The 24171-nt window shown below is 69.1% G+C and carries 19 protein-coding genes; 9 read left to right on the forward strand and 10 right to left on the reverse strand.

From position 1 onward, the window contains the following. The first annotated feature begins 68 nt into the window (after positions 1-68). On the forward strand, positions 69-812 hold the full coding sequence (locus BHS09_RS25360; RefSeq protein ID WP_237079816.1) for a hypothetical protein: 744 nt from the start codon (positions 69-71) through the stop codon (positions 810-812). A 243-nt stretch (positions 813-1055) separates the two neighbouring features. On the opposite strand, the gene BHS09_RS25365 is transcribed toward BHS09_RS25360, so the two are convergent. From BHS09_RS25365 to BHS09_RS25380, 3 genes are all read right to left on the reverse strand, one after another. Continuing rightward, positions 1056-2102, reverse strand: a complete 1047-nt coding sequence (locus tag BHS09_RS25365) for an EGF domain-containing protein (RefSeq protein ID WP_237079817.1) — start codon at positions 2100-2102, stop codon at positions 1056-1058. 967 nt (positions 2103-3069) lie between these two features. Then, positions 3070-8079: a hypothetical protein gene (locus BHS09_RS25375; RefSeq protein WP_174260587.1), complete on the reverse strand. Its 5010-nt coding sequence runs from the start codon at positions 8077-8079 to the stop codon at positions 3070-3072. A gap of 58 nt (positions 8080-8137) precedes the next feature. Continuing rightward, the gene (locus BHS09_RS25380) at positions 8138-8293 is read right to left on the reverse strand and encodes an SDR family NAD(P)-dependent oxidoreductase (RefSeq protein WP_140799360.1); all 156 of its coding nucleotides are present in this window, start codon (positions 8291-8293) and stop codon (positions 8138-8140) included. Between the two features lie 78 nt (positions 8294-8371). Between BHS09_RS25380 and BHS09_RS25385 the strand changes: the two genes are divergently transcribed. The 3 genes from BHS09_RS25385 to BHS09_RS25395 all read left to right on the forward strand — a co-directional run bounded on the left by BHS09_RS25385 (position 8372) and on the right by BHS09_RS25395 (position 11422). Continuing rightward, positions 8372-8836 (forward strand): hypothetical protein, encoded by a 465-nt coding sequence (locus BHS09_RS25385; protein WP_140799361.1) that lies wholly within the window; start codon positions 8372-8374, stop codon positions 8834-8836. Between the two features lie 1031 nt (positions 8837-9867). Next, positions 9868-10263 (forward strand): hypothetical protein, encoded by a 396-nt coding sequence (locus tag BHS09_RS25390; RefSeq protein ID WP_140794005.1) that lies wholly within the window; start codon positions 9868-9870, stop codon positions 10261-10263. Positions 10264-10384: 121 nt separating this feature from the next. Further along, positions 10385-11422: a PA0069 family radical SAM protein gene (locus tag BHS09_RS25395; RefSeq protein ID WP_140794007.1), complete on the forward strand. Its 1038-nt coding sequence runs from the start codon at positions 10385-10387 to the stop codon at positions 11420-11422. A gap of 22 nt (positions 11423-11444) precedes the next feature. On the opposite strand, the gene BHS09_RS25400 is transcribed toward BHS09_RS25395, so the two are convergent. The 3 genes from BHS09_RS25400 to serC form a co-directional block, all read right to left on the reverse strand. Continuing rightward, on the reverse strand, positions 11445-11693 hold the full coding sequence (locus BHS09_RS25400; RefSeq protein ID WP_140794009.1) for a GlsB/YeaQ/YmgE family stress response membrane protein: 249 nt from the start codon (positions 11691-11693) through the stop codon (positions 11445-11447). Between the two features lie 174 nt (positions 11694-11867). Beyond that, positions 11868-12425 carry a chalcone isomerase family protein gene (locus tag BHS09_RS25405; protein WP_140794011.1) on the reverse strand — a complete coding sequence of 186 codons (558 nt, stop codon included), beginning with the start codon at positions 12423-12425 and terminating at the stop codon, positions 11868-11870. 41 nt (positions 12426-12466) lie between these two features. Then, complete coding sequence (gene serC, locus BHS09_RS25410; protein WP_140794013.1) at positions 12467-13555, reverse strand: 3-phosphoserine/phosphohydroxythreonine transaminase; 1089 nt, start codon at positions 13553-13555, stop codon at positions 12467-12469. Between the two features lie 159 nt (positions 13556-13714). Between serC and BHS09_RS25415 the strand changes: the two genes are divergently transcribed. From BHS09_RS25415 to BHS09_RS25435, 5 genes are read left to right on the forward strand one after another with little or no spacing between them, the layout of a single operon-like run. Beyond that, a complete protein-coding gene (locus BHS09_RS25415) occupies positions 13715-14290 on the forward strand; it encodes an RNA polymerase sigma factor (protein WP_174258892.1) in 576 nt (191 codons plus the stop codon). Positions 14291-14296: 6 nt separating this feature from the next. Further along, positions 14297-15109 carry a hypothetical protein gene (locus BHS09_RS25420; protein ID WP_237079819.1) on the forward strand — a complete coding sequence of 271 codons (813 nt, stop codon included), beginning with the start codon at positions 14297-14299 and terminating at the stop codon, positions 15107-15109. A gap of 10 nt (positions 15110-15119) precedes the next feature. Beyond that, positions 15120-16763, forward strand: coding sequence for a caspase family protein (locus tag BHS09_RS25425; protein WP_140794019.1), 1644 nt, complete (start codon positions 15120-15122; stop codon positions 16761-16763). Continuing rightward, a complete protein-coding gene (locus BHS09_RS25430; protein WP_140794021.1) occupies positions 16763-17887 on the forward strand; it encodes a carboxypeptidase-like regulatory domain-containing protein in 1125 nt (374 codons plus the stop codon). The genes BHS09_RS25425 and BHS09_RS25430 overlap by 1 nt, the downstream gene beginning before the upstream one ends. A 4-nt stretch (positions 17888-17891) precedes the next feature. Beyond that, on the forward strand, positions 17892-20681 hold the full coding sequence (locus BHS09_RS25435; protein ID WP_140799364.1) for a hypothetical protein: 2790 nt from the start codon (positions 17892-17894) through the stop codon (positions 20679-20681). Between the two features lie 22 nt (positions 20682-20703). Here the strand turns inward: BHS09_RS25435 and BHS09_RS25440 are convergent, their stop codons facing one another. The 4 genes from BHS09_RS25440 to BHS09_RS25455 all read right to left on the reverse strand — a co-directional run bounded on the left by BHS09_RS25440 (position 20704) and on the right by BHS09_RS25455 (position 24117). Beyond that, entirely contained in the window at positions 20704-21441 is a 738-nt protein-coding gene (locus BHS09_RS25440) for an HvfC/BufC N-terminal domain-containing protein (RefSeq protein ID WP_140799365.1), read from the reverse strand. Continuing rightward, entirely contained in the window at positions 21438-22283 is an 846-nt protein-coding gene (gene bufB, locus BHS09_RS25445; protein ID WP_140799366.1) for an MNIO family bufferin maturase, read from the reverse strand. Before bufB ends, BHS09_RS25440 begins: the two co-directional genes overlap by 4 nt. Before the next feature lie 114 nt (positions 22284-22397). Then, complete coding sequence (locus BHS09_RS25450; RefSeq protein ID WP_140794029.1) at positions 22398-22643, reverse strand: hypothetical protein; 246 nt, start codon at positions 22641-22643, stop codon at positions 22398-22400. Positions 22644-22701: 58 nt separating this feature from the next. Continuing rightward, positions 22702-24117, reverse strand: a complete 1416-nt coding sequence (locus BHS09_RS25455) for a M61 metallopeptidase family protein (RefSeq protein WP_237079820.1) — start codon at positions 24115-24117, stop codon at positions 22702-22704. Positions 24118-24171: the final 54 nt, after the last annotated feature.

The raw sequence follows: 24171 nt of genomic DNA on the forward strand, positions 1-24171 counted from the left end.
ACGGGGCGCCCGCCCGCGTGCTGCAGCAGGTCGCCCATCATTCAACCAAGGCTCCAAGCCCGTCTCAAATGGCGAGCGAGACGCGGGCGCGGAACAACAGCCTGGACCTGATGAGCGACATCATGGAGGCCATGGACCGCCGTGATGGCGGCAACAACGCGGCCATGCCTCGTATCAAGTTGGATGTTCCGCTGTCGCGCCGTGAGAACTTCGCGTTCGACGCCATCCAGCCGGGGTACGGAACCCCGAAGTCCGCCATCGACAAGCAGGGCAAGCTCCAGCCCGCGGGCGACAGCGTCACCGTCAGCGCCTCCGACCACGTCGATGGCGAAAAGTCCGTCAAGGCGAAGACGCCGTATACGTCCTTCAGCGGCCCGCCGGTGGGCGTGGACGGCACGGCCACGGGGCCCCTGGTCGACAACCCGCTCTACGGCAAGGACCGCATCGTCACCAACCCGGCCAAGGACCCCAAGAGCGGTGTGGTGCTCGACCAGTTCGACATCCAGCGCGACCTCCGGACGAGCACCAAGCCCGGCTTCGACGAGACCGCGGTGCTGCGCTCCGAGCCACGTCCGCAGCCGCTCTGGCAGCCCACGCCCGAAGAGCGCGCCATCATGCCCCAAGTCGGTGTGGACCCCGAGAAGCCCTCGTTCACGTTCCGCGAACGCGCGATGGTGAACTCGGCGCGGGACAACGAGTACCTGGTCAAGGGCACCATCCACGAGTTCGACTTCTTCCAGGGCCAGCCGGACGGCTCGCTCAAGCCCCTCTCCATGCAAGAGGTGATTGACGAAGCCAGGAAGAAGCTCTGAGCCACCGCGCATCGTCCCGCCACAGTGCCAGGAGAACCTTGACCCTCGCGGCGACATGTCGCGCCGCGAGGGCCGTGAGCCCGTCAGCTCATCGTCGTACGTGCCGGTCGGTGGCGTCTTCCCGGCGATCCAGCGGACCCGCGCAGGCCCCCTCCCGGACGACGCCACCGGGTCCAGCGCACCGAAGTCCGTCTCGGCGCTGGGGCGTCCCCACGTCGTGGCGATCTACAGCGTCGGTCCAGGCTACCCCATGACGCAGACCCCCGACGAGCAGGTCTTCGCCGCCGGACAGACAACGCCGCAGGCGCCGCAGTTGTTCTCGTCCGACGACACATCCACGCACTGCGCGCCACACTGCACCCGGGGAGCCGGGCAGGAGCCACCCACGCAATCATAGCCACCCGGCGTGTTGACGCACACCTGGCTGGGATTGCACGCGGCAGTCCCGTTCGAGCACTCGTCGATGTCACTGCACGTCCAACCATTTCCCGAGTAGCCCGGCCTGCAGGTGCAGGTGTAACTTCCCGGCGTGTTCGTGCAAATCGCATTCACCGAACACTGCGCAGTGCCATTCGCGCATTCATTGACGTCCGTACAGACACTGGGCTGCATGCCATTGCAGGTGTACCCCGGCTCCACCCGGCAGATGCTGCTACAGCCATCCGACGAAACCCGGTTGCCGTCGTCACACTGCTCCCCATTGCTGATACGGCCATCACCACACACGGCGCTCACACCGCCGCCCGTATCCTCCACCGCGTCCAAGCCGTACAACGAGGCAATCCCACCGCGCAGCCTCACGTAGCGGTACGGCGTGGAATTGCTGAATGGCACCAGCGTGGAGTGGGTCCCGAGCCCCAGGTCCAGCAGGTTCGCCTGCCCCGTGCTGATGATGCTCATGTCCCCACGAAGGAATTCCACCTGGGCAATGACCGCCAGCGAAAGGCCCTGGTAGTAGATGCGCAGCGGCCCTGTGCCCTCTTCGCCCAGGCCCATGTCCAGAACCATGGAGCCGCCCAGGAGCCCCAGGAACGTCGCGGCGTTCCCATCCGGTGCGCCCACGGCGTTGTTCGGATTGAGGACGGCGATGACACCGCTTTGGACGACTGCGTTGGCATAACGATCACCGGCCATCGCCGACACCGCGTCCGATGACGACTCGCCGTCCACCGGTGCCTCTTCGGAAACAACGGACTCGTCCTCCAACTCAGGACCGCACGCGCTCATCACGCCGAACGCCAGGGCCGCACTCAGCATTCGCCACATGGGGGCCACTCGACTGACCTTCATTGTCTTGCTCCAATCCGCTTGGACTTGGGGATGGCGGTCCGACGTGAGAACAGCCACACCGGATAACCGCCACAACAATGAACGCACGAATTCCTTTTTCAGCTTTAAAGGCACGCACGTCGAAGCCAGAACGCGTGTGCCATTGGACAGCTTCTTCTCCAGGTATCGCCGCGTCGACCGCAAGGCGACACCCACCCTGGACACGAAGGCTGAGACTTCTGTCCCAGCACGAGGCTGCCTTCTCGATTCTCGGGAGTGGAGAGAAAAGACAGCGGCGGCGCGCCCCCTCAATCCCAGCCACGAAGTGGCACGCGGCCGCGGCGAACGCACCGAACAGCCAACTGCGTTCCACCTCGCCCAGCGTCGCATGCAAGAGTCCGGAGCCACCCGCGAGCATCAGCCCACTCGCCGCGAGCCACGTGTCGCACCCTCCACGACAGGCCGCCCCCGACGCCTCCGCGCCCACGCCTGTGGGGCGTTGATCGCCCGCACCATTCGCCCATCGTATGCTTGGGGAAACGCCTCACCCTTTCCCAAGGCCCCATGCGACTGTCACTGACGAGCTTGCTCTGCCTCCTGGTCTCCGCTGGCTGCGGAGACGATCCGTCCCATTTACCGAATTCCTCGCTCGCGGCCTGCTCCTTCACCGACGCATGCGCGAACGCCGACGAGGAGTGCTACGTCAGCCAGGTCTGTGGCCCGCCCGCCCCTGACGAAGAGCTCTACTGCCAGGCGGAGAAGGGCGACCGCCAGTGTCACCGCCGCTGCCAGGACAATGACGCCTGCGGTCCCGGCGAGACCTGCAGGACAGTCGAATGGGTCAAGCGAACGGACGTGCTGACCACGACCACCCTTTGCTTCAATTAGCCGGCGCAAGCATCCCAGGGACCGACGCCGGTGACGCCCCCAGCTCCTCACCGGCGCAGGGTCCCCAGGGCGCCCGGTGCTTAGGTCGCCACCCGCGCGCTCAATCCCAACCGCGAAGCTGGACGCGGACCCGCCGCACGAGCAGTTCCCACTCCTGACGCTTCAACGTCGTCAGGACGCGCCCGCCAATGAGTGTGAGGCCGGTGAGCGTCATCACCAGGAAGCCGATGCGGTGGTCCCTCAGCCCAGCGTCGAGCAGCGTGGCCGCGACGTCCAGCGTGAGGAACAGGGTCCCCAACGCCAGGTAGGCGCGAATCTGGAACACCATGCCCGCCACCACGCCGAGCAGACACACCCCGCCAAAGGCGAGCGCATACGTGCCGTCGGGAGACTGGCCCACCTGGACCGCGATGCGCGCCGCCGCGGGCACATACAGCAACAAGCCCCCGAGGATTCGCACCGTGTTGCGCGCGGCGTGCGGCAGGCTCTCCGCGAAGAGCTGGCCCAGCATCAACAACAGCAGGCCCATCGGCGCCAGGTAGATTTCCAGTCCCTCCAGGCCAAAGGCCAGCGCGGAGATGAGCAGCGCGAAGTTGCACGCCGCCGCGGCGAACGCACCGAACAGCCGGCTGCGCTCCACCGCGCCCAGCGTCGCGTACAGGAGTCCGGAGCCCCCCGCGAGCATTGCCGCCTCTTGCGTCGCCTCGCCTGGCAGCACCAGCGCCATGCCCATGGGTAGCAGCGCCGCGAAGCGCCGGGTGGCCGCCTCCACGGGCTGCACGCCGGCCCGCCGGGCCAGCACCGTCACGCCTACCAGGATGAAGCCCAGGGCCAACGCGAAGAATGCGTCGTGCTCGGCGCGCAGGCCCGGTGCATACAGATTGCGCACCAGGGCGTAGACCCCGACCACCGCTGTCTGCACGAAGTAGACGTGCCGGCCGGTGTGCTGGCTCCAAGCGCAGTGCAGCGCCACCAACACCAGGATGCCAATGGAGGCGATGGCCAGCGGAAGAGCGCCGTCGGAGGCGGAGCCCCCCACCGCCAGGGCCGCGAGCATCAGCCCACTCACCACGAGCCCTGTGTCGCGCCCCCACGACAGGCCGCCCGCGACATCCGGCCGGCGCCTCCGCACCCACTCCTGGGCGGCATGGAGGGCCAGCACGCCCACGGAGGCGGCCAGGGACAGGGCCGCGCCATGGAGGATGAAGAGCGCGCCATAACGCAGCCACGGGCCGACCAGGCTCGCGCGAATCGAAAGGAAGGCCATGAGGGAGGCGACAAAAGTGCCACCCACCACCCAGGCCCCCAGCGTCGCGACGAGCGAGGCGAGCGTGCCCTTCCACTGGAACGCCGCCACGAGCACCGACGCGGCAACGAGCGCCAGCGTCACAGGCAACGCGGGAGAGACCATCCAGCTCCCGCCCATGCTCAGCAGCATCTCCCCCAGGAGGTTGAGCGCGGCGAGCGTCGACGACGGCGTTCCATTCGTCGCCAACGCGTACACGAGCGCTGCCAACAGATAGATGGCCATGGACTGGTGGATGCGCATGCGAGCGGCGCTCTCGGACAAGCCCCTGCGCCGGACAATCCACGGCCCCAGCGTCACCACCGCCAGCCCCACCAGCGCGAGCACCGGGCCGGGCCACACCTCGAAGATGTCCACACGGTGCGCCAGCGCGTGGACCAGCAGGAGGATGCTCGCGCCAAGCACACCGCGCCCCTGCGCCCTGCCCCCTCCGAAAAGCAGTACCAGACCGGTGATGCAGACCAGGCCTGCTGCCGTGAGCCCGGGCTGGAAGAGGGCCGCGACGAAGACCACGCCCACACTGATGACCGAATGGCGCTGCAACAGGCGCTGGAAGGAATCGGGCAGCCCCCGGAGCGAGGCAACGGCATAGACGAGCCCCGCGGCGGCGATGCCCGCGAAAGCCCGCTGCCACATCAGGAACACCGTGTCTCCTGGTGCGAGCCACGCGGCCTCATCGAGCCAGTGCAGGGACTCGGCGCCGATGCGCACCCACATGCCTTCGGACGACCACGAGGGCATGAGCCTGGGCCCGAGCAGCGACTGCCTCGCGGCCCAGAGCGCCGCACCGGGCAGGCCGAGCCAGAGCCCCACGCTCGCGAGCCGCACCGAGCGCGCGGACACGGAGAGCAGCAACATCAATACCGCGGGCCCCAGCAACATCAGGGGCGGAATGAGGGCCAGCGCACGGGACGGCCGGGGCAGGCCGACGAGGAGCGCGCCTTTCAGGAGCACACCTGCCAGGACCGCCACGCCCAGATGGGGAACCCAGTGGTAGAGCTTCCCGTGACGAGGCTTCTCCAGAAGCCCGGCGACCCAGGGCCCGAAGCGCCGTGTCGCCAGCGCGACGCCCCAGAGCGCGATGCCGATGAGCGAGGTCCGCAGGGCGGCGACATCCGGCGGCGACGGCCGGCCCGCGCGGTTGAGCAGAGCGGTGAGCGCGATGAGCCCGCCCAGCGACGCGAGCGTCACCACCGAGCCGCGCAGGTACCAGGCCTCGAAACCGCGCGACACGAAGGCCACGAGCGCGACCAGGAGGAGCAGACCGGCCGCGAGCAGGCACGTGGCGCGCTCGGCATCCGTGGGCCTGCCCAGCCACCCGGCCAGCGTGAGCGCGGCGATGACCGTCTGCACCAGCGCCGCCATGGCGAAACCATCCGTGAAGAGCGGCAGCCCCCGCGCACCGAGCGGCAGCCTGAAGAGATCGAACATCCTCCGGCCCCCGCGCCCGGCAGCGGTGTCCGCGGCATCCAGCGGAGTGCGGCCGCGCAGCGCGGAGAAGGCCGCGAAGCCGAGCGCCAATGACGCGGCGACCAGGGCAGCTCGCGGGGATGCGAAGTCGGAGACGGTGCCCATCACCTGGGAGACCGCGAGCGCGAGCCCCGAGGCCGCGAGGAACCCGACGAGCCTGCTGCCATCCCGCCGGACACGCAGCAGCAACCAGGCCGTGACCACGGCCGTGGGAAGCGCGGAGAGCACACTGGCTGACAGCCCCGTGGCTGACACGAGCAGGTCCGGAGCGCTCGGGGAAGAATCCACGGCCAGGAGGACTCCCGCCGCGGCCAGGCAGAGGGCGAGGTCATCCAGGGGTAGCAGCCCGTCCTTGCGCGAGACGGGCTGCGCCCACGCGCCCTGCACGAGCCCCGCGACACCGTAGAGCCCACTTACGAGCGCGAAGACCGCCAGCCGGCCCCAGCTGCCCTCCAACGCCGGTGTCCCCTCGGCGAAGGCGAGCACACCAAAGAGAAGACCCACGCCGCCCAGGTAGTGCAGGCTCCGCCAGCGCCAGCCGCCAGCAACATGCGCGGCCCCAGCGATGACCAGCCCCGTCAGCACCTGGGGCCACGGCGAGGCGGCGCTGCCCACCTGGCTCACCAGGGGCATTGCCACCAGCGACCCAAGGATGGTCCAGGCGAGCAGGCGGATACGTCGTCCCGGAAAGGCACTCCAACGCGCCAGGAGCATCAAGCCCGCGGTCGCCACCGTGCCGCCGAATACCCACCAGCCCGGCTCCGTCGGCGCCTGCGTGCGAGCGGACAAGGCTCCGGCGAGGAGCGTCGTCATCACCATGAGGTGGACCAGGGCCCCCCGCCGTGGCTCCAGCAGGAAGAAGACACCCGCCGCGATGAGTGGCGCGAGCGCCGAGGCAAAGTCGACCTGGAAGTCCCCTCCCGGCTCGATGGAGAACGCACCCAGCGCGCCCACGACCGCGCCACTGGCGAGCACCGCGTAGGCCACAATCTCCAGCACCGGACTCACGCGCGGATGGGCCTCGCGAGCGGCGTCGGTGGTCGCGGCCACGGCGATGACGGTGGCCAGGGCCTGGGCCCACAGCGTGAGGCCCGCGAACAGAGCGCTACCTGGCTCCAGGGCGTCGAAGCCCGACGGTGCGCTCACCACACAGAAGACGGCGAGCCACAGCGCGCCATAGAGCGCGGCGCTCGCGCTGACGAGCGCCGTGTTTCCCTCCGTCGCCTTCCGTGCGCGCCATACAGTGGCGGCCAGGGCCAGGACACCCACGGAGGCACAGAGCGTGCGCAGCCAGGGCGCGTCCTCGAGCGCCATCAGTGGAAGCCCCGCGAGCAGCGAAGGCAGGAGCGCCAACCCCAGGGCCGCGGCGGAAGTGCCATGCAGCAGCCGTCCCGCCGCCCTCAGCGGCACCAGGCCCAGCGCGGCGACGCCAAGCGCCACCGAGGCACCGAGCCCAGATGACAGGGCGAACAGTGACGACAGCGCGATGAAGGCGACGGGGAGCAACGCGAGGCCAATGCCCGCGAGCACGCGGCCGACCGGCATGGAGCGCCGGGACAGGAACACACCGAGCCCGATGAAGGCCGCGTGGTACCCCCACAGGGCGCCCGTGACGAGGAGCTGGCGCGGGACGCCACCAAGCGCGCGCCAGGCCTCGCGCACGCCCATGAGCGAGCCGCCCAGCACCAGCATCGCGCCGAGGAACCACCAGATGAACTCCTGGAACCGGGGAGTGCTCTCCGGCCGTGCATCGAGCGCCACGACGGCCTCGAGCCCTCCGCTGAGCGGGCCTGACGCATCCCGGTCGAAGTACGTCTGCCCGGAATCCAGCGCCGCGCCCAGGTCGTCCTCTCCCGCCTCCGAGCCAGGCCGGAGCCCACGACGCTTGCGCGCCTTCTGCTCCCGCTCCGCCTTCGCGGCTTCGTCCAACGAGCGCGCGAGCGCCGCACCCCAGCCCCACAGCCGCCATTCTCCCCCGTTGCGAAGCGAGGTCGCGACGCCATCCGCCCAGGCCTCCGCGCGGGTCGCCGCGTCCACGGGAGGGACCGCCTTCGCTTCGAAGAAGTCCTGGGCGGGTGCCTGCTCGCCCTCCTCGGCCTTCGGCGCTCCGGGGTCAAGGCCATCCGCGCCATGCGTGAGGGACTCTGCGAGCCGGGCCGCGGTGACGACATCGATGAGCGCGCTGGCCTGCCAGCCTTCGATGTGACGCCGCAGGCTCTCCCTGACGAGTGCGTCGAGATTCGGCTCGGTGGCGGGCACGAGCGGGGCACCACACTCCTGACACATGGCCCCCGAGGCCACGTCACGGAGCCGAGCGCAGGCTTGGCAGATCATGATGTGACAGCATAGCCCCAGTTCCATGAGACCTGCTTGATGCCCGGCGCCCTACCCCTCAGCGCAAGAGCGAGCTGACGCCGCCATCCGTAATCATCGAATGGCCGGTGACGACGACGCGGGTGCCCTCTCGCGCGAAGTCGAGCGCCGCCGCTCGACCGATGCCCGGGTTGCCACCCGTCACCAGAACGACCTTGTTCTCGAACGTCTTCATGGATTGGACCCACCTTGCAGCAAGGTGTTCAAATACTTGTCCGACCCGAGCGACCTCGCTCGTCGAGCACGCCCACGGATGCCTCGCGAGCCGCCCATCGTCCTTCCCGTTTCACTGCCGCTGCTCCGGCATGCGAACCCGTGGGCGCTGCTTCTCTCCAAGGAGGAAGGCTATCCACTCTCCACCGCCGCCCTCCTCTCAGAGCGCTATGCCCTGAAAAGCGACGAGAAGCCCTTCGTACGAGAGCTGCTCAATCGCAAGCGGAACCTGTGGGTCTTCCGCTGTGACCAGCGCCGCTTCGCCGGAGACTTCGTCGTCGTGGACATGGCGGAGCCCCGTCCCGCTCGACGCCGGGTAGTGGTGCTCGACCTCAAGATGGGGGCGCCCCTCGTCCTCGGCGGCGGTGGTGCCGGCATGCAGCTCACCCATGCCCAGGATGCGGTGAACGGTGTCGCTGCACGCAAGGGCCTCATCGCACCGGGCACGCCCTACGTACTGGCCACGGGTGGAAAGGACGCCATGCTCGCGTATCTGCGGGCGTGACCTCTCCAGGCGCGACGCTGCATTCTTTGAAGTGCCATTCAGCACCCACAATGAGGCGGTCCACATGGAACTCTCTCCAGGAAGCAAGCGAGGCAGTTCGCGACGGAGCAGATGTGAATGCAGCCGACGAATACGGTGAAAAACCCCTAACGGAGTCCGTCGCAGTCGGAGCAGGAGTTCAAACATCAACGAAACTCGTCAAATATCTACTCTCCCAAGGAGCGCTCCTTGCAAATGAGAACTCCAGGACGGGTTCTGGAACATCGATTCATCGCGCGACAAGAAGCGGGAGCATCGAGAACTCTACTCAAGAAAGATGGACACGCAGCCCTTTCGCAGTTTGACGTTCTCGGCCTCACGTCACTGGCAGTCGCCATGTTCAACGATTCGATTGAAACAGCACGGCTGCTGATTGATGCCAAGTCGCCGCTCAACATACGTGACAAGGAGGAGCTAGGAGATCCGGCGCTGCCCCATGCGGTAGGGAATCACAACGCGGCCCGCATGCGCTTGATGCTAGGATTCCCCAGCCGGGAAGATGAGGCCCCCCGGTCAAGCAGGCGTACATTCAGGCCAAGGACATCGTGGGTGGAGTCCTGTCCGCTGGACTGCTTCTGGTAGGCTGGTGGAGCAGATGCGAGCATGGGCGAGGATGCGCTGCCCTTCTGAGGCAACGATTCGTACTGGATTGACTTCTATTCAGACGCGAGCCTCACGCGGTTGGCCGGCGTCAAGTCCTGTAGTTGTTACGAGACGGCACACATCTCCGGACGGCAGACGGCGTTCTGCCGTGACGGACTTCTACTCCGTCTGTCGTTAGCCTTCGTCTCCGTGGGCTCCCAGCGCCCGGCCCTTTCACCTGATAGGGCCGGGTCGTTCCGTCGATGACACAGACACCGCAATGCGTCATCCAGCGACGCAATCCGTTTCAACCCACCGGGTGTCAGAAACACACCATTTACACTAAGTGAAAACCCCCATACACACCGCGTGTCTCCAATTCGGAGACAACTCGCAATGAGGGGGAAGTCATGAAGAAGCTCAATACGTTGGGAGTTGTGGGTCTGCTGTCTCTAGCTGCCGTTGGCTGCGGTGGGGAGTACACGCCGGAGGACGAGCAGGCCATGCAGCAGCCTGAGCTGAGCGATGTGGAGCAGGCCATGGAGTCCGCGTGGATTGACGCTGGTCAGACGCGCGATTTCTCGACCTGGCTGTTCGGCGTGACGCCGTTCTCCATCCAGAACGTCGGTACCGCCCCCACGTCGTATTACGCGTACTGCGGGAGCAACAACATCTCCGGTACCGTGGGTGTCGGCCAGACGCACAGCAACCTGAACCTCAACTGCGCGTGGCCCGGGGCGCGGCTCTACGTGAGCAACACGAGCGGCACCGTCGGCACCCACAAGCTCTACGTCTGGACCTGGTAGCGCGCTGTTTCAGCTGCCCACCATCCGGATGATGCACTGGGGGAACTCTCTGCAGGGGGTTCCCCTTTTTCGTTGTCGCTCGCCCCTTGACTGAACGTGCTTTCAGGCCCACGGTGGGCACATGAAGGCGCGTCCCATCGACAATCCGCCCAACCCCTGGGCGAGCACCGCGGTGGAGTACCTGGACGAAATCCCGCCGTCCAAGCTGGAGGTCTTCGAGGACCACAGCCGGCAGGTGCTGTCGCACAACGACAGCCCGGACGTGGGCTTCAGCTGGAGCGTCAACCCGTACCGGGGCTGCCTCCACGCCTGCGCGTACTGCTACGCGCGGCCCACGCACCAGTACCTGGACATGGGCGCGGGCACCGACTTCGAGACGAAGCTGGTGGTGAAGCCCCGGGCGCCGGAGCTGCTCCGCGAGGCCTTCGAGAAACCCTCCTGGAAGGGTGAAACCGTCGTCTTCAGCGGCGTCACCGACTGCTACCAGCCGCTGGAGGCCTCCTTGCGGCTGACGCGAGGCTGCCTGGAGGTCTGCGCCGAGTACCGCAACCCGGTGGGCATCATCACCAAGGGCGTGCTCGTCGAACGGGACTTGGACGTCCTCCAAAGGCTGGCCCGGGACGCGCGCCTGTGGGTCAGCATCAGCCTCCCCTTCCACAACGCGGAGCTGGCCCGGGCCATGGAGCCCTATGCCGCCTCTCCCATGCGCCGACTGCTGACCATCCGCCGGCTCACCGAGGCGGGCATCGACGTGGCGGTGTCGGTGGCCCCCATCATCCCGGGCCTCAACGATGAGGACATCCACCGCGTGCTGGCCGCGGCGCGTGAAGCCGGCGCCACCCGCGCGCACCACATCCTGGTGCGGCTGCCCGGCCCGGTGAAGGACGTCTTCGCGGAGCGGCTGCGCGCGAAGCTGCCCCTGCGCGCGGAACGGGTGCTCCACCGCATCCGGGAAACCCGCGGCGGGGAGCTCAACGACAGCCGCTTCAAGCACCGGATGCGCGGTGACGGCCTCTACGCGGAGACCATCCACCGCCTCTTCCACACCGCGGCGCGCAAGGTGGGCATCCGCGCCTCGTACATCACCGAGGACGCCCCGGACACCTTCCGGCGTCCGGAGCGCAAGCCGCCGCCCACGCCGCAGCTCAGCCTCTTCTGAGCGCGCACGCGGGCGGCGGGCGTCATTTCCGGATGGCTTGGACGATGGAGATGAGGATGACGGAGCCCACCGTCGCCACCAGCAGTGACCAGAGGTTGAAGCCCGTCACCCCGGTGCCGCCCATCAGACTGAAAACCCAGCCGCCAATCATGGCCCCGACGATGCCGGTGGCGATGTTGGCGAACATGCCCATGCGGGCGTTGGTGCCCTTGATGATGCTGGCCAGCCAGCCCGCGATGCCACCCAGCACCAACCACGTACAGATACCCATGACGACCTCCTTCGTGCCCTCCGGTTGCTATCAGACCTCCCGCCCTCGCGCAGCGGCCGACCGCCCTCCTCATGTACGCACGGGCCGTGGACGCATTGCATCCGGCCCCTGAAACGACGACGCCCCGTGCCTCGCTCGGAGACACGGGGCATCCGCGGCGCGCGCGTGTGTCGCTCAGTCCTTGCCGAGCATGCCGTCGCGCAAGCTGCCATCCACCGGGCTCTTGCCCACGAAGACGGAGAAGAGCGCGTCGGAGAAGTCCTTGCCCTCGACGGAGATCTCCTTGCCCGTCTTGCTGGACACCTGCGTGCCCTGGCCGGGGATGTACGTGAGGATGAGCTCGTCACCCTTCTTCACGTCCGGGATGGCCGCGTTGAAGGTGTCCAGCTTGGGCTGGAGCTCCGGCAGCTTGGAGCCCGCGTTCTTCTTGAAGCCGTCGCCAATGGCATCGACGATGGTCTTCTTGTCCAGATCCCTCAGCATGTACATGCGCACACGCTTGATCTGGTCCGAGCTGATGATGGCGGCGCCATCCTTGGACGGCGTCTCCAGATAGAGCCCCGCCGTATAGACCTTGAACACCAGCTTGCTGCGCAGGCCCACGCCGTTGAGCTTCAGCTCCTTGCCGGCAACGGACGCGGTCTCCGGGTACTTCACCCCCGCAACCTCCTTGGCGAAGGCCGGAACGGCGAACATCAGGGACAGCACGACGGCGGTCAGCGAGGCTTTCATGAATCCTCCGGGTGTGGGTAATCCGTGCGGTTGGACGCAGCCTACCCGCGTGTCTTCACGAAGTGGTCCATGAAGGCGGCCAGCGTGCGCACATTCTCCACGCTCACCGCGTTGTACATTGAAACGCGGATTCCTCCGGCCGTCCGGTGCCCCTTGAGGCCCACCATTCCTTGCTGCTTCGCGTCAGCGACGAAGGCCGCATCCAACGCATCCGAGGGCAACTGGAAGACAGCGTTCATCACTGAACGGGACTCGCGCTCCACCGGCGCGCGGTAGAAGTCCGGGTATCGGTCCACGGCCCCATAGAGCAACGCCGCTTTTTCCCGGTTCCACTGCTCCAGCTGCGCGAGGCCCCCCACCGACTGCACCCAGGCCAGGACGTTGCGCACCAGGTAGACGGCCAGGGTGGGCGGCGTGTTGTAGAGCGAGTTGTTCTCCGCGTGGGTGGTGTAGCGGAAGATCTTCGGAATGTCCGTCCGGCCCCGCGCGATGAACGCCTTGTCAGCCACCACCAGCGTCACGCCGGAGGGCCCCAGGTTCTTCTGCGCGCCCGCGTAGATGAGGCCGAAGCGGCTGACATCAAAGCCCTTCCACAGGAAGTCCGAGCTCATGTCCGCCACCAACGGCACGTTCCCCACGTCCGGGAAGGTGTGCCACTGGGTGCCAAAGATGGTGTTGTTGCTCGTCAGGTGGACATACGCCGCGTTCGAGTCGAGGCGCAGCTCATCCTGGCGGGGCACCCGCGTGTAGCGCTTGTCCGGCCGCGCCGTGCTCACCGCGACGCGCGGCGTGCCGTAGTACTTCGCCTCGTCGAAGGCCTTCTCGCTCCACACGCCCGTCATGAGGTAGTCCGCGCTGGCGCCGGGCGGCAGGAAGTTCATCGGCACCTGGGCGAACTGCTGGGAGGCGCCGCCGGTGAGGAACAGGACCTGGTGGGTGTCGGGAATCCCCAGCAGCCGGGTCAACAGGGAGACGGCTTCGTCGTGGACCCCCTCGTATTCCCGTCCCCGGTGGCTGTGCTCCATCACCGACATGCCGGAGCCCTGGAAGTCGATCAGTTCGTCCCGAGCCCGCTCGAGGGCCGGCAGTGGCAGTCCGGCCGGGCCGGCGTTGAAGTTGATGACGCGCATGGCAGTGTCCCTTCTTGAAATGAACGGCCGCGGAGACATTCTTCCCCCCAGCGCCCCCCCGGGTGCCAGCGAGAAAAAGGTTGCCCGCCTGCTTCCATGGAGACGGTGGCGTCCACCGGCCCTGTGGCCGGCGGGTCTTTGCGAGGGTCTGGAGGACAGGTGGCTGCGTCGGAGGGACTGACGGAGTGGGTGCGGCGGGCATCGCAGGGGGAGGCGTCTGCCTACAGCGAGCTCTACCGGCGCACGCGTCCCCTGGTGACGCGGCTGGTGGGCGGCTTCGCCCAGTTGGACGCCGACGAGGTGGAGGACGTCATCCAGGAGACCTTCGTCCGGGCGTTCCGGGCGCTCCCCCGGCTGAAGGAGCCCGGGGCCTTCGAGTCATGGCTGCTGTCCATTGCCCGAAACCGGGCCCGGACGCGGCTGGAGCGGAAGTCCAGCACCCGGCGGCTGGAGGAGGACGTGGCGGACCCGGAACCGGAGACGGTCCCCCACATTCCCGAGGCGCTGCAACTGGAGCGTGACATCGCGGTGGTGCGGCGGCTCATCGCGGAGCTGCCCGAGGGCGAGGAGAAACGGACGGTGCACCTCTTCTACGTGGAGGGTGAGCTGTCCGCGCGGGAGATTGCGGAGAAGCTGGGCGTGGGAAAAAGCGCGGTGACGATGCGGCTGGAGCGGTTCCGGTCTCGAATCAAGCGCGAGCTGCTGCGGCGAGTCCTCGCCGGCCGGTGGGAGTGAGTGTTCATGAAACACCTGGACGATGGCGCACTGAGCGCCCTTTCCCGCCGAGAGCCCGAGGCCGTGGCGTACTTCGCCGGACACCTGGCGCACCCGTGTGAGACTTGCGAGGCGTTCCTCGCCACGCACCCGGGCCCGGGCCTGCTCGACGGTCAGGCGGACTCGCTGCTGCTGGGGCTCGCTCCAACCGGCGCGTCCGCTCCGCCCCTGGATGAAGTGGGTCTGGCGCGCGTGCGGCGCGCGCTGCGAACCCATCGGCCCGCGGCCGGGCGCTGGGGAATGATCGCCGGCGGTCTTGCCGCGTGCCTGCTGGCGGTGGTGTTGCTGCCCCGCATGCGGGGGGCGGGTCCCTCCGGCCAGGAAGGCTCGGCGGAGGAATGGACGGGTGAGAAGGGACGCCTGGCGCGCATCGCCCTGGAGCTGTCGGTGGTGGCACGCGACAGCGCGGGAGGACTGCGGCGCCTGGACCCGGGCAGCCCGGTGAAGGATTCGGATGTGCTGCTCCTGCGCTACCACGCCACCGAGGCGGGCACCGCTCTGCTCTTCGAGCAACGGCGGGGCGAGGCGCCGGAGCTGCTGGGCCAATTCCCCCTGGTCGCGGGCACCCATGACCTGCAGGGGCCGCAGGGGCTCGCGGGCGTGAGCCTCGCGGGCGAGGCCGGCCCGGTGACGCTGTGGCTGGTGGGCTCCACCGGTTCGCCGCCCGAGGCCGCGGCGGTCGGTGAAATGTTGGAGGGAAGAAGCGGCGCGGGACTCCAGGGCTCACTGGCCATCATCCGGTTCGACGTGAGCGTGCGAAGCAGCCAGAATCGTCCCTGAACGGTTCCACGTGAGGCGACTCCTTCCCATCCTGCTGGCCTGTCTGGCCGCGTGCGCGACGCCCTCCTCCTCCGGGGAGAAGGGCGGACTGGTGCCGCTGAAGCTCGATGAAGCGTCGCTGTCCAGCGCCTACAAGCCGCGCCGGATGGCCCTGCTGGTGGGCATCGCCTCGTTCGACGACCCGCGCTGGAAGGAGCTGCGCTACACCGGCAAGGACGCCCGTGATTTGGGCGCCGCGCTGAAGGACCCCGCGCGCGGCGGGTTCGACCAGGTGCGTGTGCTCACCCGCCGCGAGGAGACGACGCGAAAGGCCATCCTCGCGGCGCTCCGGCAGCTCAAGAAGGAGGCGAACCGCCCCGATGACGTGGTGGTCGTCTACTTCTCAGCGCACGGCACGCTGGCGCGCGACGCGAAGGGCGAGCTGCGGCGCTACCTAGTCACCCGCGACGCGGCATACCGGGACATCCCCCAGACGGCGCTGAGCATGGACACGCTGAAGGCGGAGTTCGACGGGCTGGCCAGCCGGCGCCGCATGCTGGTGCTGGCCACCTGCCACAGCGGCAGCGGCAAGTCGTTGCTGCCCAAGGAATTGAAGGCGGAGCTGGAGGGCATCAAGTCCGGCTTCTACACCCGGCCGCTGGAGGAGTCGTCGCGCGCGTCCATGGTGTTCGCCGCCTGCGACTGGGGTGAGACGGCGCGAGAGGACGAGAGCCTGCGCAACGACATCTACACCCACTTCCTCATCGACGGCTTGAGCGGCGCGGCGGACCGCAATGGTGACGGCGCCGTCACGGCCACCGAGGCCCATGACCACGCACGCCGCCGCACCTTCGCCTTCACCGAGGGGCGGCAGCGGCCGTCGGCGGAAATCCTGGAAGTGGGCGCGGACCCCGTGGTGCTCTCCGGCAGCATCACCCGGACGGGCCGCCCCGAGCTGTTCTCCTACAACCCGCGCCTGGACGGCTTCACGCTCAAGGTGGACGGCGAGGCGCGCACGGACCTGCCCGGCGGCGCGGCGGTGACACCCGGCAAGCGGACGGTGGAGCTGACCAAGGGCGACGCCGTCCTCATGCGCCGTGACGTGGAGGTGGGACAGGGGGACCGTCTGCCCCTGGAGCGGCTGCTGGCGGAAGCCTTCCCGCGGCGTTCGCTGTCGCTGCTGGGCGGCATCTTCAGCTTCGCGGACGCCCGCAGCCGCACCGAGCTGCTGCCCATGTCCCCCGAAGTCGCCCTGTCACTGCGGCTGGAGGACCAGCCGCTCCAGGATTTCGGACTGCTCTTCGACGTGGCCTTCAGCACTGGCAACCGGGCCCTGCAGCTGACGCCGGGCAGCGAGGTGCCCTTCCGCTACACCACCGTCTCTGCCGGAGCGGCCCTTCCCTACCTGTGGCGCTGGGAGCGGCTGACGTTGTTCGCGGGGCCGCGTGTGGCCGGCCTGTACCTCAGGCGGTCCTTTGACGTAGAGGCTGCCGCCAACGGGCAACGGTTCTTCACCGTCAGCCCCGGCGTGGTGGGCGGCATCGTGTGGCGGGTGGGTGAGCGGCTGGAGCTGATGTCACAGGCCCAGTTCATGCTGACGTATGTCGTTGTGGATGGGCAGGGGCAGGCCGTGGGTTTCACGGGTGGCTGGGCCGGCGCGGGATATCGTTTCTGATGCGCTCGACGTTTCACATCGCGGTAGCCACCCTCCTGGCCTGCTGCGCCGCGGGCTGCGGCAACCTGGAGAACGCCCCCTTCCGGGTGGGCACCGTGCATGGGCAGCTCACGGAGAGCGACCCCTCGGTGGCCATGGTGTCGCTGGTGGACCAGCCCGGCGTGAGCAGCCATGTCGACGCGGACGGGCGATTCACCCTGGAGGACATCCCCACGGGGATGGCGGAGCTCTTCATCGTCGCCACGGCCGAAAAGGCCGCCCGCGTCCAGGTGCAGGTGCTGGGAGGCCAGTCCGTCCAGGTACAACCGGTGGCGCCCACGCCCGCGGGCTTCCTCGACCTGCGCGTGAAGACGACCAACGGCTTCCGGCTGTCCGCGGCGGAGGTGTCCGTGAAGGGCACGCCCTTCCAGCGGCTGCTGCTGGACGCGAAGGGGCGGCTGCGCGTGGGGCCCCTTCCGGACGGCTGCTACACGGTGACGGTGACGGCCCTGGGCTTTCCGGCCACCCAGGTCGAGGACTGCGCGGGCCCAGGCGAGAAGAAGGAGCTCAAGGTCGACCTGGAGGCGGACGAGTCGCTCCTCGAACAGGGCTGCCAAGAGATTGGCTGCGAGGAAGGCCTGGTGTGCGCGCCGAACAAGAAGTGCCTGGAGTGCTTCGGCAACTCGCAATGCGGCGCGGGCCTGACGTGCAAGGGCAATCGCTGCGAGGGCCCCGGTCCCCTGTGCGCGCCCTGCACGGGCGACTGGCAATGCGCCGCTGGGACGCACTGCGAGGTGCTGCCCGAAGGAAGCGCCGCGTGCGTCGCCCGGTGTGGCGACGACGATGACGCCCCCCCCACGGCCCAGGCCTTGTCGGTCGACGATTACTCGGCGCGGTGCGCGCCGGGCTTCACCTGCCAGTCCGGGCGGTGCTTGCCAGATGCCGCGAACTTCGCGGGCTGCCATGCCCTGCGGCGGATGGACGCGCCCTGCACCGACGACGCGAACTGCCACGAGCTGGGACTGCCCGGCGGGCGCTGTGTCAGCGGGGCCTGCACGGTGCCCTGCGCAACGGACCGTGACTGCCCGGACACCCGGTGGTGCGTGACTTCATCGGCGGGCCGCGTCTGCCAGGTCGGGACGTAACACCGTGGCGAGCCAAGGCACCCCGCGGCTCCGCCTCATCCTGGTCACCCTGTACACCGTCACGACGTGGGGTTGTGAGCCGGCCCCCCGCCATCCTTCGACGGTTCACAACACCCCTCCCCGGCTCGAAGTCAGCCCCACCCTGGACATCACCCCGCTGCGAGTGGGCCAGGCCGTGGAGTTCGTGGCCTCCGTCGAGGATGCGGAGGACGGCGCCGCGCTGGGCGCCAACGTGCTGTGGGTGTCCTCCGTCGAAGGGCAACTGGCCCGCGGCGCACGCGCCACCCTCGCCTTCAGCGAACCGGGAGAGCAGCGGCTGACCGCCTCGGTGGTGGACGCCGGTGGACTGGCCGCGAGCGCGTCACTCCACTTGAACGTCCTCGCGCGGGGCGCTCCCGTGGCCACCGTGCTGCGCCCCGCCCCGGGCAGCACCTTCAACCTCGGCGAGGTGTTGGGCCTGGAGTGCGTGGCGATGACGGAGCGTGGCGCGCGGCTCCAGGGGCGCGCGGTGCAGTGGACGTCCGCCCTGTCCGGGCCGCTGCCTGCCGGCGACGTGGTGCGGGCAACCCTGTCCGTGGCCGGCGAGGACAGCCTCCGCTGCACGGCGGTGGACTCCGCCACGGGTGTCTCCGCCACCGCCGCAGTGCGCGTCACCGTCCGCGCCACGCGCGCTCCCAGCGTGCGCATCCTCCGGCCCGAGCCCGCGGAAATCTTCGTGAAGCAAGGCGAGGCCCCACCCCACGGCGCCTCCGTCCGCTTCGCGGCCACCGCCCAGGACTTCCACGCCGAGGGCGGCGCGGGCAACCTGGACGGCGTGGTGGAGTGGCGCCTGGCGCCCACTGGGCGTCCGCTGGGCCGAGGCCCAGCCCTGACACACGCCTTCACCGCGCCCGGCGTCTACACGGTGATGGCGCGGGTGGTGGATGGGCGCGGCAACACCGCCTCGGACAGCGTGCAGGTGCGGCTGGTCACCAACCTTCCGCCACGGTGCGAGCTGGAGCTCCCCACGACCGAGAATCCACGCCTGCTCGTAGGCGTCCCCAGCCGGCTGCGGGCCCGCTGCGTGGACCCGGAGACGGAGCAACCGGTGGAGCCCACCTGGACCACCAGCGCCGAGCCCACGCCCCTGGGCACGGGTGAAGCCGTGAGCGCAGTGCTGTCCGTGGCCGGTGCGCAGGTGTTGTCGGCGTGCGCCGTGGACCCCGAGGACACCGAGCTGCGCGGCTGTGTGGAACGGCCGGTGCGCGCCATCGTCAACACGCCCCCCCTTGGCTGCGCCATCCAGGCACCGCTTCCGGACGCGGTGGTGAACGCGGGTGTGCCGCTGACGCTCACGGGTTCGGCGTCGGACGCGGAGGATGCGCGGACGGGCCTGCGCTACACGTGGGTGTCCTCGCGGGACGGCGCCCTGGCCCAGGGCCCGAGCACGCACACCGTCCGGCTGTCCACGCCCGGCCACCACGTGCTGACGCTCACCGCGACGGACCCCTGGGGACTGGCCTGCGCGGCGACCGTCGCCGTCACCGTGAATGGCGCGCCCGATGTGCGGGTGGAGAGCGTGCTGCAAGGCGTGCTGGATTGCGGCAGAGGCCCATGCCTGGAGGGGCAGCCCGTGTTCCTCACCGGCTTCGCGAGGCCCGCGGCCCCTCAGGGGCACATCGCGGAGCTGACGTGGCTGGACAACCTGGCGGGGAGTCTTTTGGCGGTCGCGCTGCCGCAGCCCACCGCCACCCTCGCCTTGCCCCTCGCCGGTCGCCACACGACGGTGCTGGCCGCCACCGACCAGAACGGCGCGGTGAGCCGCGCGGCAACGTCCTTCACGGTGCTGCCGCTGGGAGGCGCGCGGCTGATGGAGGACGTGCCGGACGCGCAGCGGCCCGTGGTGGCCCTGGCACTCACCCCGGAAGGGCTCCGCTACGCCGACGGCGCATCCCCTCGAGTGTATGCGGAGCGCGCCTCCACGACGGTGCTGGACGTGGACGCCCCGGCCCTGTCGCTCCATGCGTTTCAAGGAGGAGACGGCAACGTGCTCTTCGTGGGCACCGACGGCGGCGGCGTGCTCCGGTGCGTCCAGCACACCTGCACGCGACACACGGGCGCCATGCTGGGCGCCACGGGCGCGGCGGTGACCGCGGTGGCCGCATGGGAATCCCCGGACGTGCTGCTGCTGGGCACCCGCCGGGGCGTGGTCCTCACACGCGCGAGCGACCCCGCCTCCGGAGGACGCACGGGCACCGTGGGCGGCCGCCGCCTGCTGGAAGGATGCGAGGTGCGCCAGCTCGCCATCTCCCCGGACTCCAGCCCGGAACGCGTGACGGCCTGGGCGGCCACCTCGGGTGGGCTCGCGGAAATCACCATCTTGGCGGACGACGACTTCGAGCCCGGGCTCGCCGAAGTCGTGGTGCGGCTCCACACTCCGCCGGCCATTCCCGATGACGACGTCCTGTCCGTGGCCGTGGGGCCTGAGGGCCAGGTGTTCGCCGGCACGAGGAAGGGCTTCAGCGCGCTGGGACAGCCCGGTCCCGCGCTGCGCGACGCGCCCTGGGGACTGCAGGACGAGGAGATTCGCGCGCTCCACTTCGAACGGCAGACCGTGGGCGCGCGCACCCGGGACATCCTCTGGGCCGGCACGAAGAACGGGCTGGTTCGGTATGACGTGTCAGCAGACATCGCCACCCACTTCGGACCGGAAGAGGGCTTGCCGGACCCGGACGTGAGCGCCCTGCTCGTGGCGCCCGGAGGACCGCGCTACGTGGGCACGGCGCGAGGCCTGGTGACGTACCCCTGGCACTGAGCGCCCGGACAGCGCGGGCCCTTCAATCCCCGCTGCCGTCACCCGGGAGGAGCACCAATCCATCGCGGCCGAAGCGCGCCACTGTCGCTCGCAGGTCGGCCTCCGCCATGCCCGTGGCCGCCACCACGTCCGCCAGTGCCAGCCCTTCCACCGCCATCTTCAGCACCAACAGCGCCGGTGGCGTGGCGGCCATGTAGAGCGTCTTCAACTGCTCCGGGTGGCGCCACAGCAGCGCCAGCTCCGCGCCCGACGCTGGTGACGTCGCCACGCCTCGGGCCCGCACGTACGCGCACAGGTGGAAGTCGTGCTCCAGCACCACCAGGGTGGGATTGGCCGTCAGCCGCTCCACGCGTTCGGGCGAAGGCTCCAGGGACGCGAACACCGCGAAGTCGGTCCACTCGAAGCGGGCCAGTGCGGGCACGAAGGGCGCCAATCCCCGCGAGGCCGCCGCGTCCGCGAGAAACGCGGGAAAGTCTTCGCACAGGTGGTTGAGCTCATGGTGCCGCGCGGGCCGCTTCCGCGTGAAGGCCGCCACCAGGCCGTCCCATGCGTCCTGGCCCAGGGCCTGGCGCGTCAGCGGAAACACCTTGTCCAGCGCGGAGCGCACATGGCCGAGCACGAAGCCGCCGTAGAGAGACACCCGCTCACGCGGCGCCTCCCACCCCGGGTGCCTCGCGTACAGCGCCGCCAGTGACTCCGGGCCGGGCTCGGCGAGGTAGCTCCCCATGCTGTCGAAGAAGTCGCGCAGGGACGGCTTCATCGGCCGGCGACCTCCCGCAGCGCGGCTCGCGCCACATCCGCCTCGTCCAGCACCGCGTCCAGGGAAGGAATGTCCTGGTCCCACTCGATGAGCGTCGCTACCGGACCGGTGCGCGCCAGCACGTAGCGGTAGAGCGACCACACGTCGTCGCAGACGCGGTCGCCATGCGTGTCGACGATGACGTCCGGGTAGCACGTGTGGCCGGCCAGGTGAATCTGCACCACGCGCTCCAGCGGCAGGGCGTCCACGAAGGCCCGCGCGTCGTAGCCATGGTTGCGCGCGTTGACGTAGACGTTGTTCACGTCCAGCAGCAGCCCACAGTCCGCCTGCTCCACGACGTGGCGGAGGAAATCCGCCTCCCGCAGCGTGCCGCCGGGCATCCGCGCGTAGTAGCTCGGGTTCTCCACTAGGAAGGGACGGCCCACGCGGTCCATCACCTCACGCACGCGGGGCACCACGTGCTCGACAGCGGCCTCGCTGAACGGTAGCGGCAGCAAGTCGTGCAGGTACACACCGTCCAACCGCGAAAAACAGAGGTGGTCGGAGAAGAAGGGCGCGTCCACCCGCTTCACCAGCGCCGACAGTCCCCGGACATAGTCGTCATCCAGCGCATCCGGGCCGCCGATGTTCAACCCCACGCCGTGGGGCAACACGGGCCACCGCTCCGCGCATGCGTCCAGCGCGCGCTGCGAGCGCCCCCCCAGCGACAGGAAGTTCTCCGGGATGAGCTCCACCCAGTCGAGCGTCCGTCCGGTGCGCGGCAGCTCCGCATAGAAGCTCCTGCGCAGCCCGATGCCCGCGCCCAGCGGCTTCAGCCCATGTCGCTGTGCGTACGTCACCACGGCAGAAGCCCTCTCGAGGCGTGGGAAACAACCCGGGCGGCGGTGGAGCTGCTCAACCGCCCGGCAACGAGGGCCCGGCCTTCACCAGGCCCTCGGGACTTCGGTCCGGAGGAACTACTCCTTCTTCTGGCCGCCGCAGGAGCCGGAGCCGCACGAGCCGGCGCCACAGCTGCCCTCAGCGCCCTTCTCCTCGGTCGCGGCCGGAGCGGCCTCCTGCGACTCCGTGGCTCCGCTGCTCTCCGCGCCGGTCTCCTCGGCCGTGGCGGGCTCCATCTCCGCCGACTTCTTGGTCACACAACCCGTGGCCAGCGCGGCCAGGGACAGGGTGCCGACAACCGCTGCAAGCGCCTTGACGTTCATGGATGAGACTTCCTTTCGGTACTGCGTGGGGGGTGTTGTGTGGAGGTCGCGGGTGCATTCAGGGTGTTTCGCCGTGGCTGCGCCGACCGACCACCGAATCACGCAACAGACTGTCTCGGGCGGGTACCAGCGAGACGCCGTTGGGTCCGTCCTGGACACCCAGCGCTTCTAGCAGACCGGCCTGTTCCGCAAAAGCAGGCCGCGGCAAGTGCCGCTCCAGCAGAGCATTGAACAGCGGCTGTCCCGCGACGGCATCCACCGCGGCACCGAATGCCCCGAAGGTCGAGGAACTGCCGCGAGCCGCGAGCAACTCCAGCACGTCATCCAGCCCGCGCGTGTTTCCAGTGATACGGCGCAATTCCACATCCAGATGCAACGCGAAGAGCGCTCCCGTCCAATAGACAGCGAGCGAAAAGCTGTCTTGAGACACGGCCTCCTGCATGGTTCGCGTGTCATTGCCCTCTCGCCCCCGAGCGAAGCCGCCCAGCAGTTCCTCCCAGGCGCGCCGCGAGTCCTGCCGCCCGGAGCGCGCACGCGCGACCTCCGTGTAGTAGGTGGCCAGCCCCTCCGACAGCCACGGCACGCGGGGCACGAAGACAGGATGGGTCAGGTGCAGCATCTCGTGGACGGCCACCCAGTCCCGCGCGAAGTCCTCCGGCCGCGCTTCCTGCCCCACGCTGATGGAGATGCTGGGCGGCGAGCTCCAGCGCACCATGCCGAAGACGCTGGGCCCGCGGTGCCCAGGCGCGGGGATGACACGCACGGTGATGCGCGGATGCGGGAAGGCGCGCCGCACCGTGCGGACTTCCTCCGCGGCCTTGCCCAACCAGGTGCAGACGGCCGCGTCGCTCAGGTGCGTGAAGTGTCCGAGGACGGCCACGTCCAGCACCGCGTCCGGCAGGCGCACCTGACACCGGCGGCCTCCGAAGCCGTGGAAGCCCGAGTCCACCAGGTCCTCGCCGCGCAGCCGGTACACGCCACTCTCCCCGGGCTGCCACGGCAGCAACGCATCGGTGCCCACCAGCGACAGCTCCACGCGCAGGCCCGGCTTCACCACCCGCGGCCGGATGAGGTACGCGCGGCCCGCGACGTGCCGCGCATCGCCGTCTCCGGAGCCCTGGAAGAAGTCAGGGCCCCGCTCCCGGATGGAGGCATCCAGCGGGTAGCGGTAGCGCAAGAAGCGCGTCCCCCGAGGCAGCAAGACGCGGCCCTCCTGGACGGGCAACGTCTGGACGCCCCCATCCTCCCGGTGCACGGACACCGTCGTCACGGCGCCCGGCTGACTGAAGAGGAACTCTCGCGGCGTTCCCCGCACCAGCACCACCTCCACATCCACCGCGTGCTCGGGCTCACGCACGTAGGTGAGGTTGTAGCGCAGCGCCGCCGCATCCTCCCTGGGGTGGTGGCGCAGTGGCGCCTGACACGACATCAGCGACAGGCCGAACAGGATGACGGCGGCGGCTCGGGCACGCATGCGCAGCGGTGCCCTGCTCCACGTTCGCGGCCATCCATGCCCACCGTCCATACG

It is taken from the genome of Myxococcus xanthus, assembly GCF_006402735.1.
Taxonomy (GTDB): domain Bacteria; phylum Myxococcota; class Myxococcia; order Myxococcales; family Myxococcaceae; genus Myxococcus; species Myxococcus xanthus_A.

What these genes read in the sequence shown, in the direction of transcription:
- BHS09_RS25440 (WP_140799365.1), bottom strand. Translation starts at nt 21,441, where the DNA reads ATGAAGCCGTCCCTGCGCGACTTCTTCGACAGCATGGGGAGCTACCTC.
- BHS09_RS25405 (WP_140794011.1), bottom strand. Translation starts at nt 12,425, where the DNA reads ATGAAAGCCTCGCTGACCGCCGTCGTGCTGTCCCTGATGTTCGCCGTT.
- BHS09_RS25450 (WP_140794029.1), bottom strand. Translation starts at nt 22,643, where the DNA reads ATGAACGTCAAGGCGCTTGCAGCGGTTGTCGGCACCCTGTCCCTGGCC.
- BHS09_RS25385 (WP_140799361.1), top strand. Translation starts at nt 8,372, where the DNA reads ATGCCTCGCGAGCCGCCCATCGTCCTTCCCGTTTCACTGCCGCTGCTC.
- serC (WP_140794013.1), bottom strand. Translation starts at nt 13,555, where the DNA reads ATGCGCGTCATCAACTTCAACGCCGGCCCGGCCGGACTGCCACTGCCG.
- BHS09_RS25375 (WP_174260587.1), bottom strand. Translation starts at nt 8,079, where the DNA reads ATGATCTGCCAAGCCTGCGCTCGGCTCCGTGACGTGGCCTCGGGGGCC.
- BHS09_RS25390 (WP_140794005.1), top strand. Translation starts at nt 9,868, where the DNA reads ATGAAGAAGCTCAATACGTTGGGAGTTGTGGGTCTGCTGTCTCTAGCT.
- BHS09_RS25380 (WP_140799360.1), bottom strand. Translation starts at nt 8,293, where the DNA reads ATGAAGACGTTCGAGAACAAGGTCGTTCTGGTGACGGGTGGCAACCCG.
- BHS09_RS25365 (WP_237079817.1), bottom strand. Translation starts at nt 2,102, where the DNA reads ATGAAGGTCAGTCGAGTGGCCCCCATGTGGCGAATGCTGAGTGCGGCC.
- BHS09_RS25430 (WP_140794021.1), top strand. Translation starts at nt 16,763, where the DNA reads ATGCGCTCGACGTTTCACATCGCGGTAGCCACCCTCCTGGCCTGCTGC.
- BHS09_RS25360 (WP_237079816.1), top strand. Translation starts at nt 69, where the DNA reads ATGGCGAGCGAGACGCGGGCGCGGAACAACAGCCTGGACCTGATGAGC.
- BHS09_RS25400 (WP_140794009.1), bottom strand. Translation starts at nt 11,693, where the DNA reads ATGGGTATCTGTACGTGGTTGGTGCTGGGTGGCATCGCGGGCTGGCTG.
- BHS09_RS25420 (WP_237079819.1), top strand. Translation starts at nt 14,297, where the DNA reads ATGAAACACCTGGACGATGGCGCACTGAGCGCCCTTTCCCGCCGAGAG.
- BHS09_RS25455 (WP_237079820.1), bottom strand. Translation starts at nt 24,117, where the DNA reads ATGCGTGCCCGAGCCGCCGCCGTCATCCTGTTCGGCCTGTCGCTGATG.
- BHS09_RS25395 (WP_140794007.1), top strand. Translation starts at nt 10,385, where the DNA reads ATGAAGGCGCGTCCCATCGACAATCCGCCCAACCCCTGGGCGAGCACC.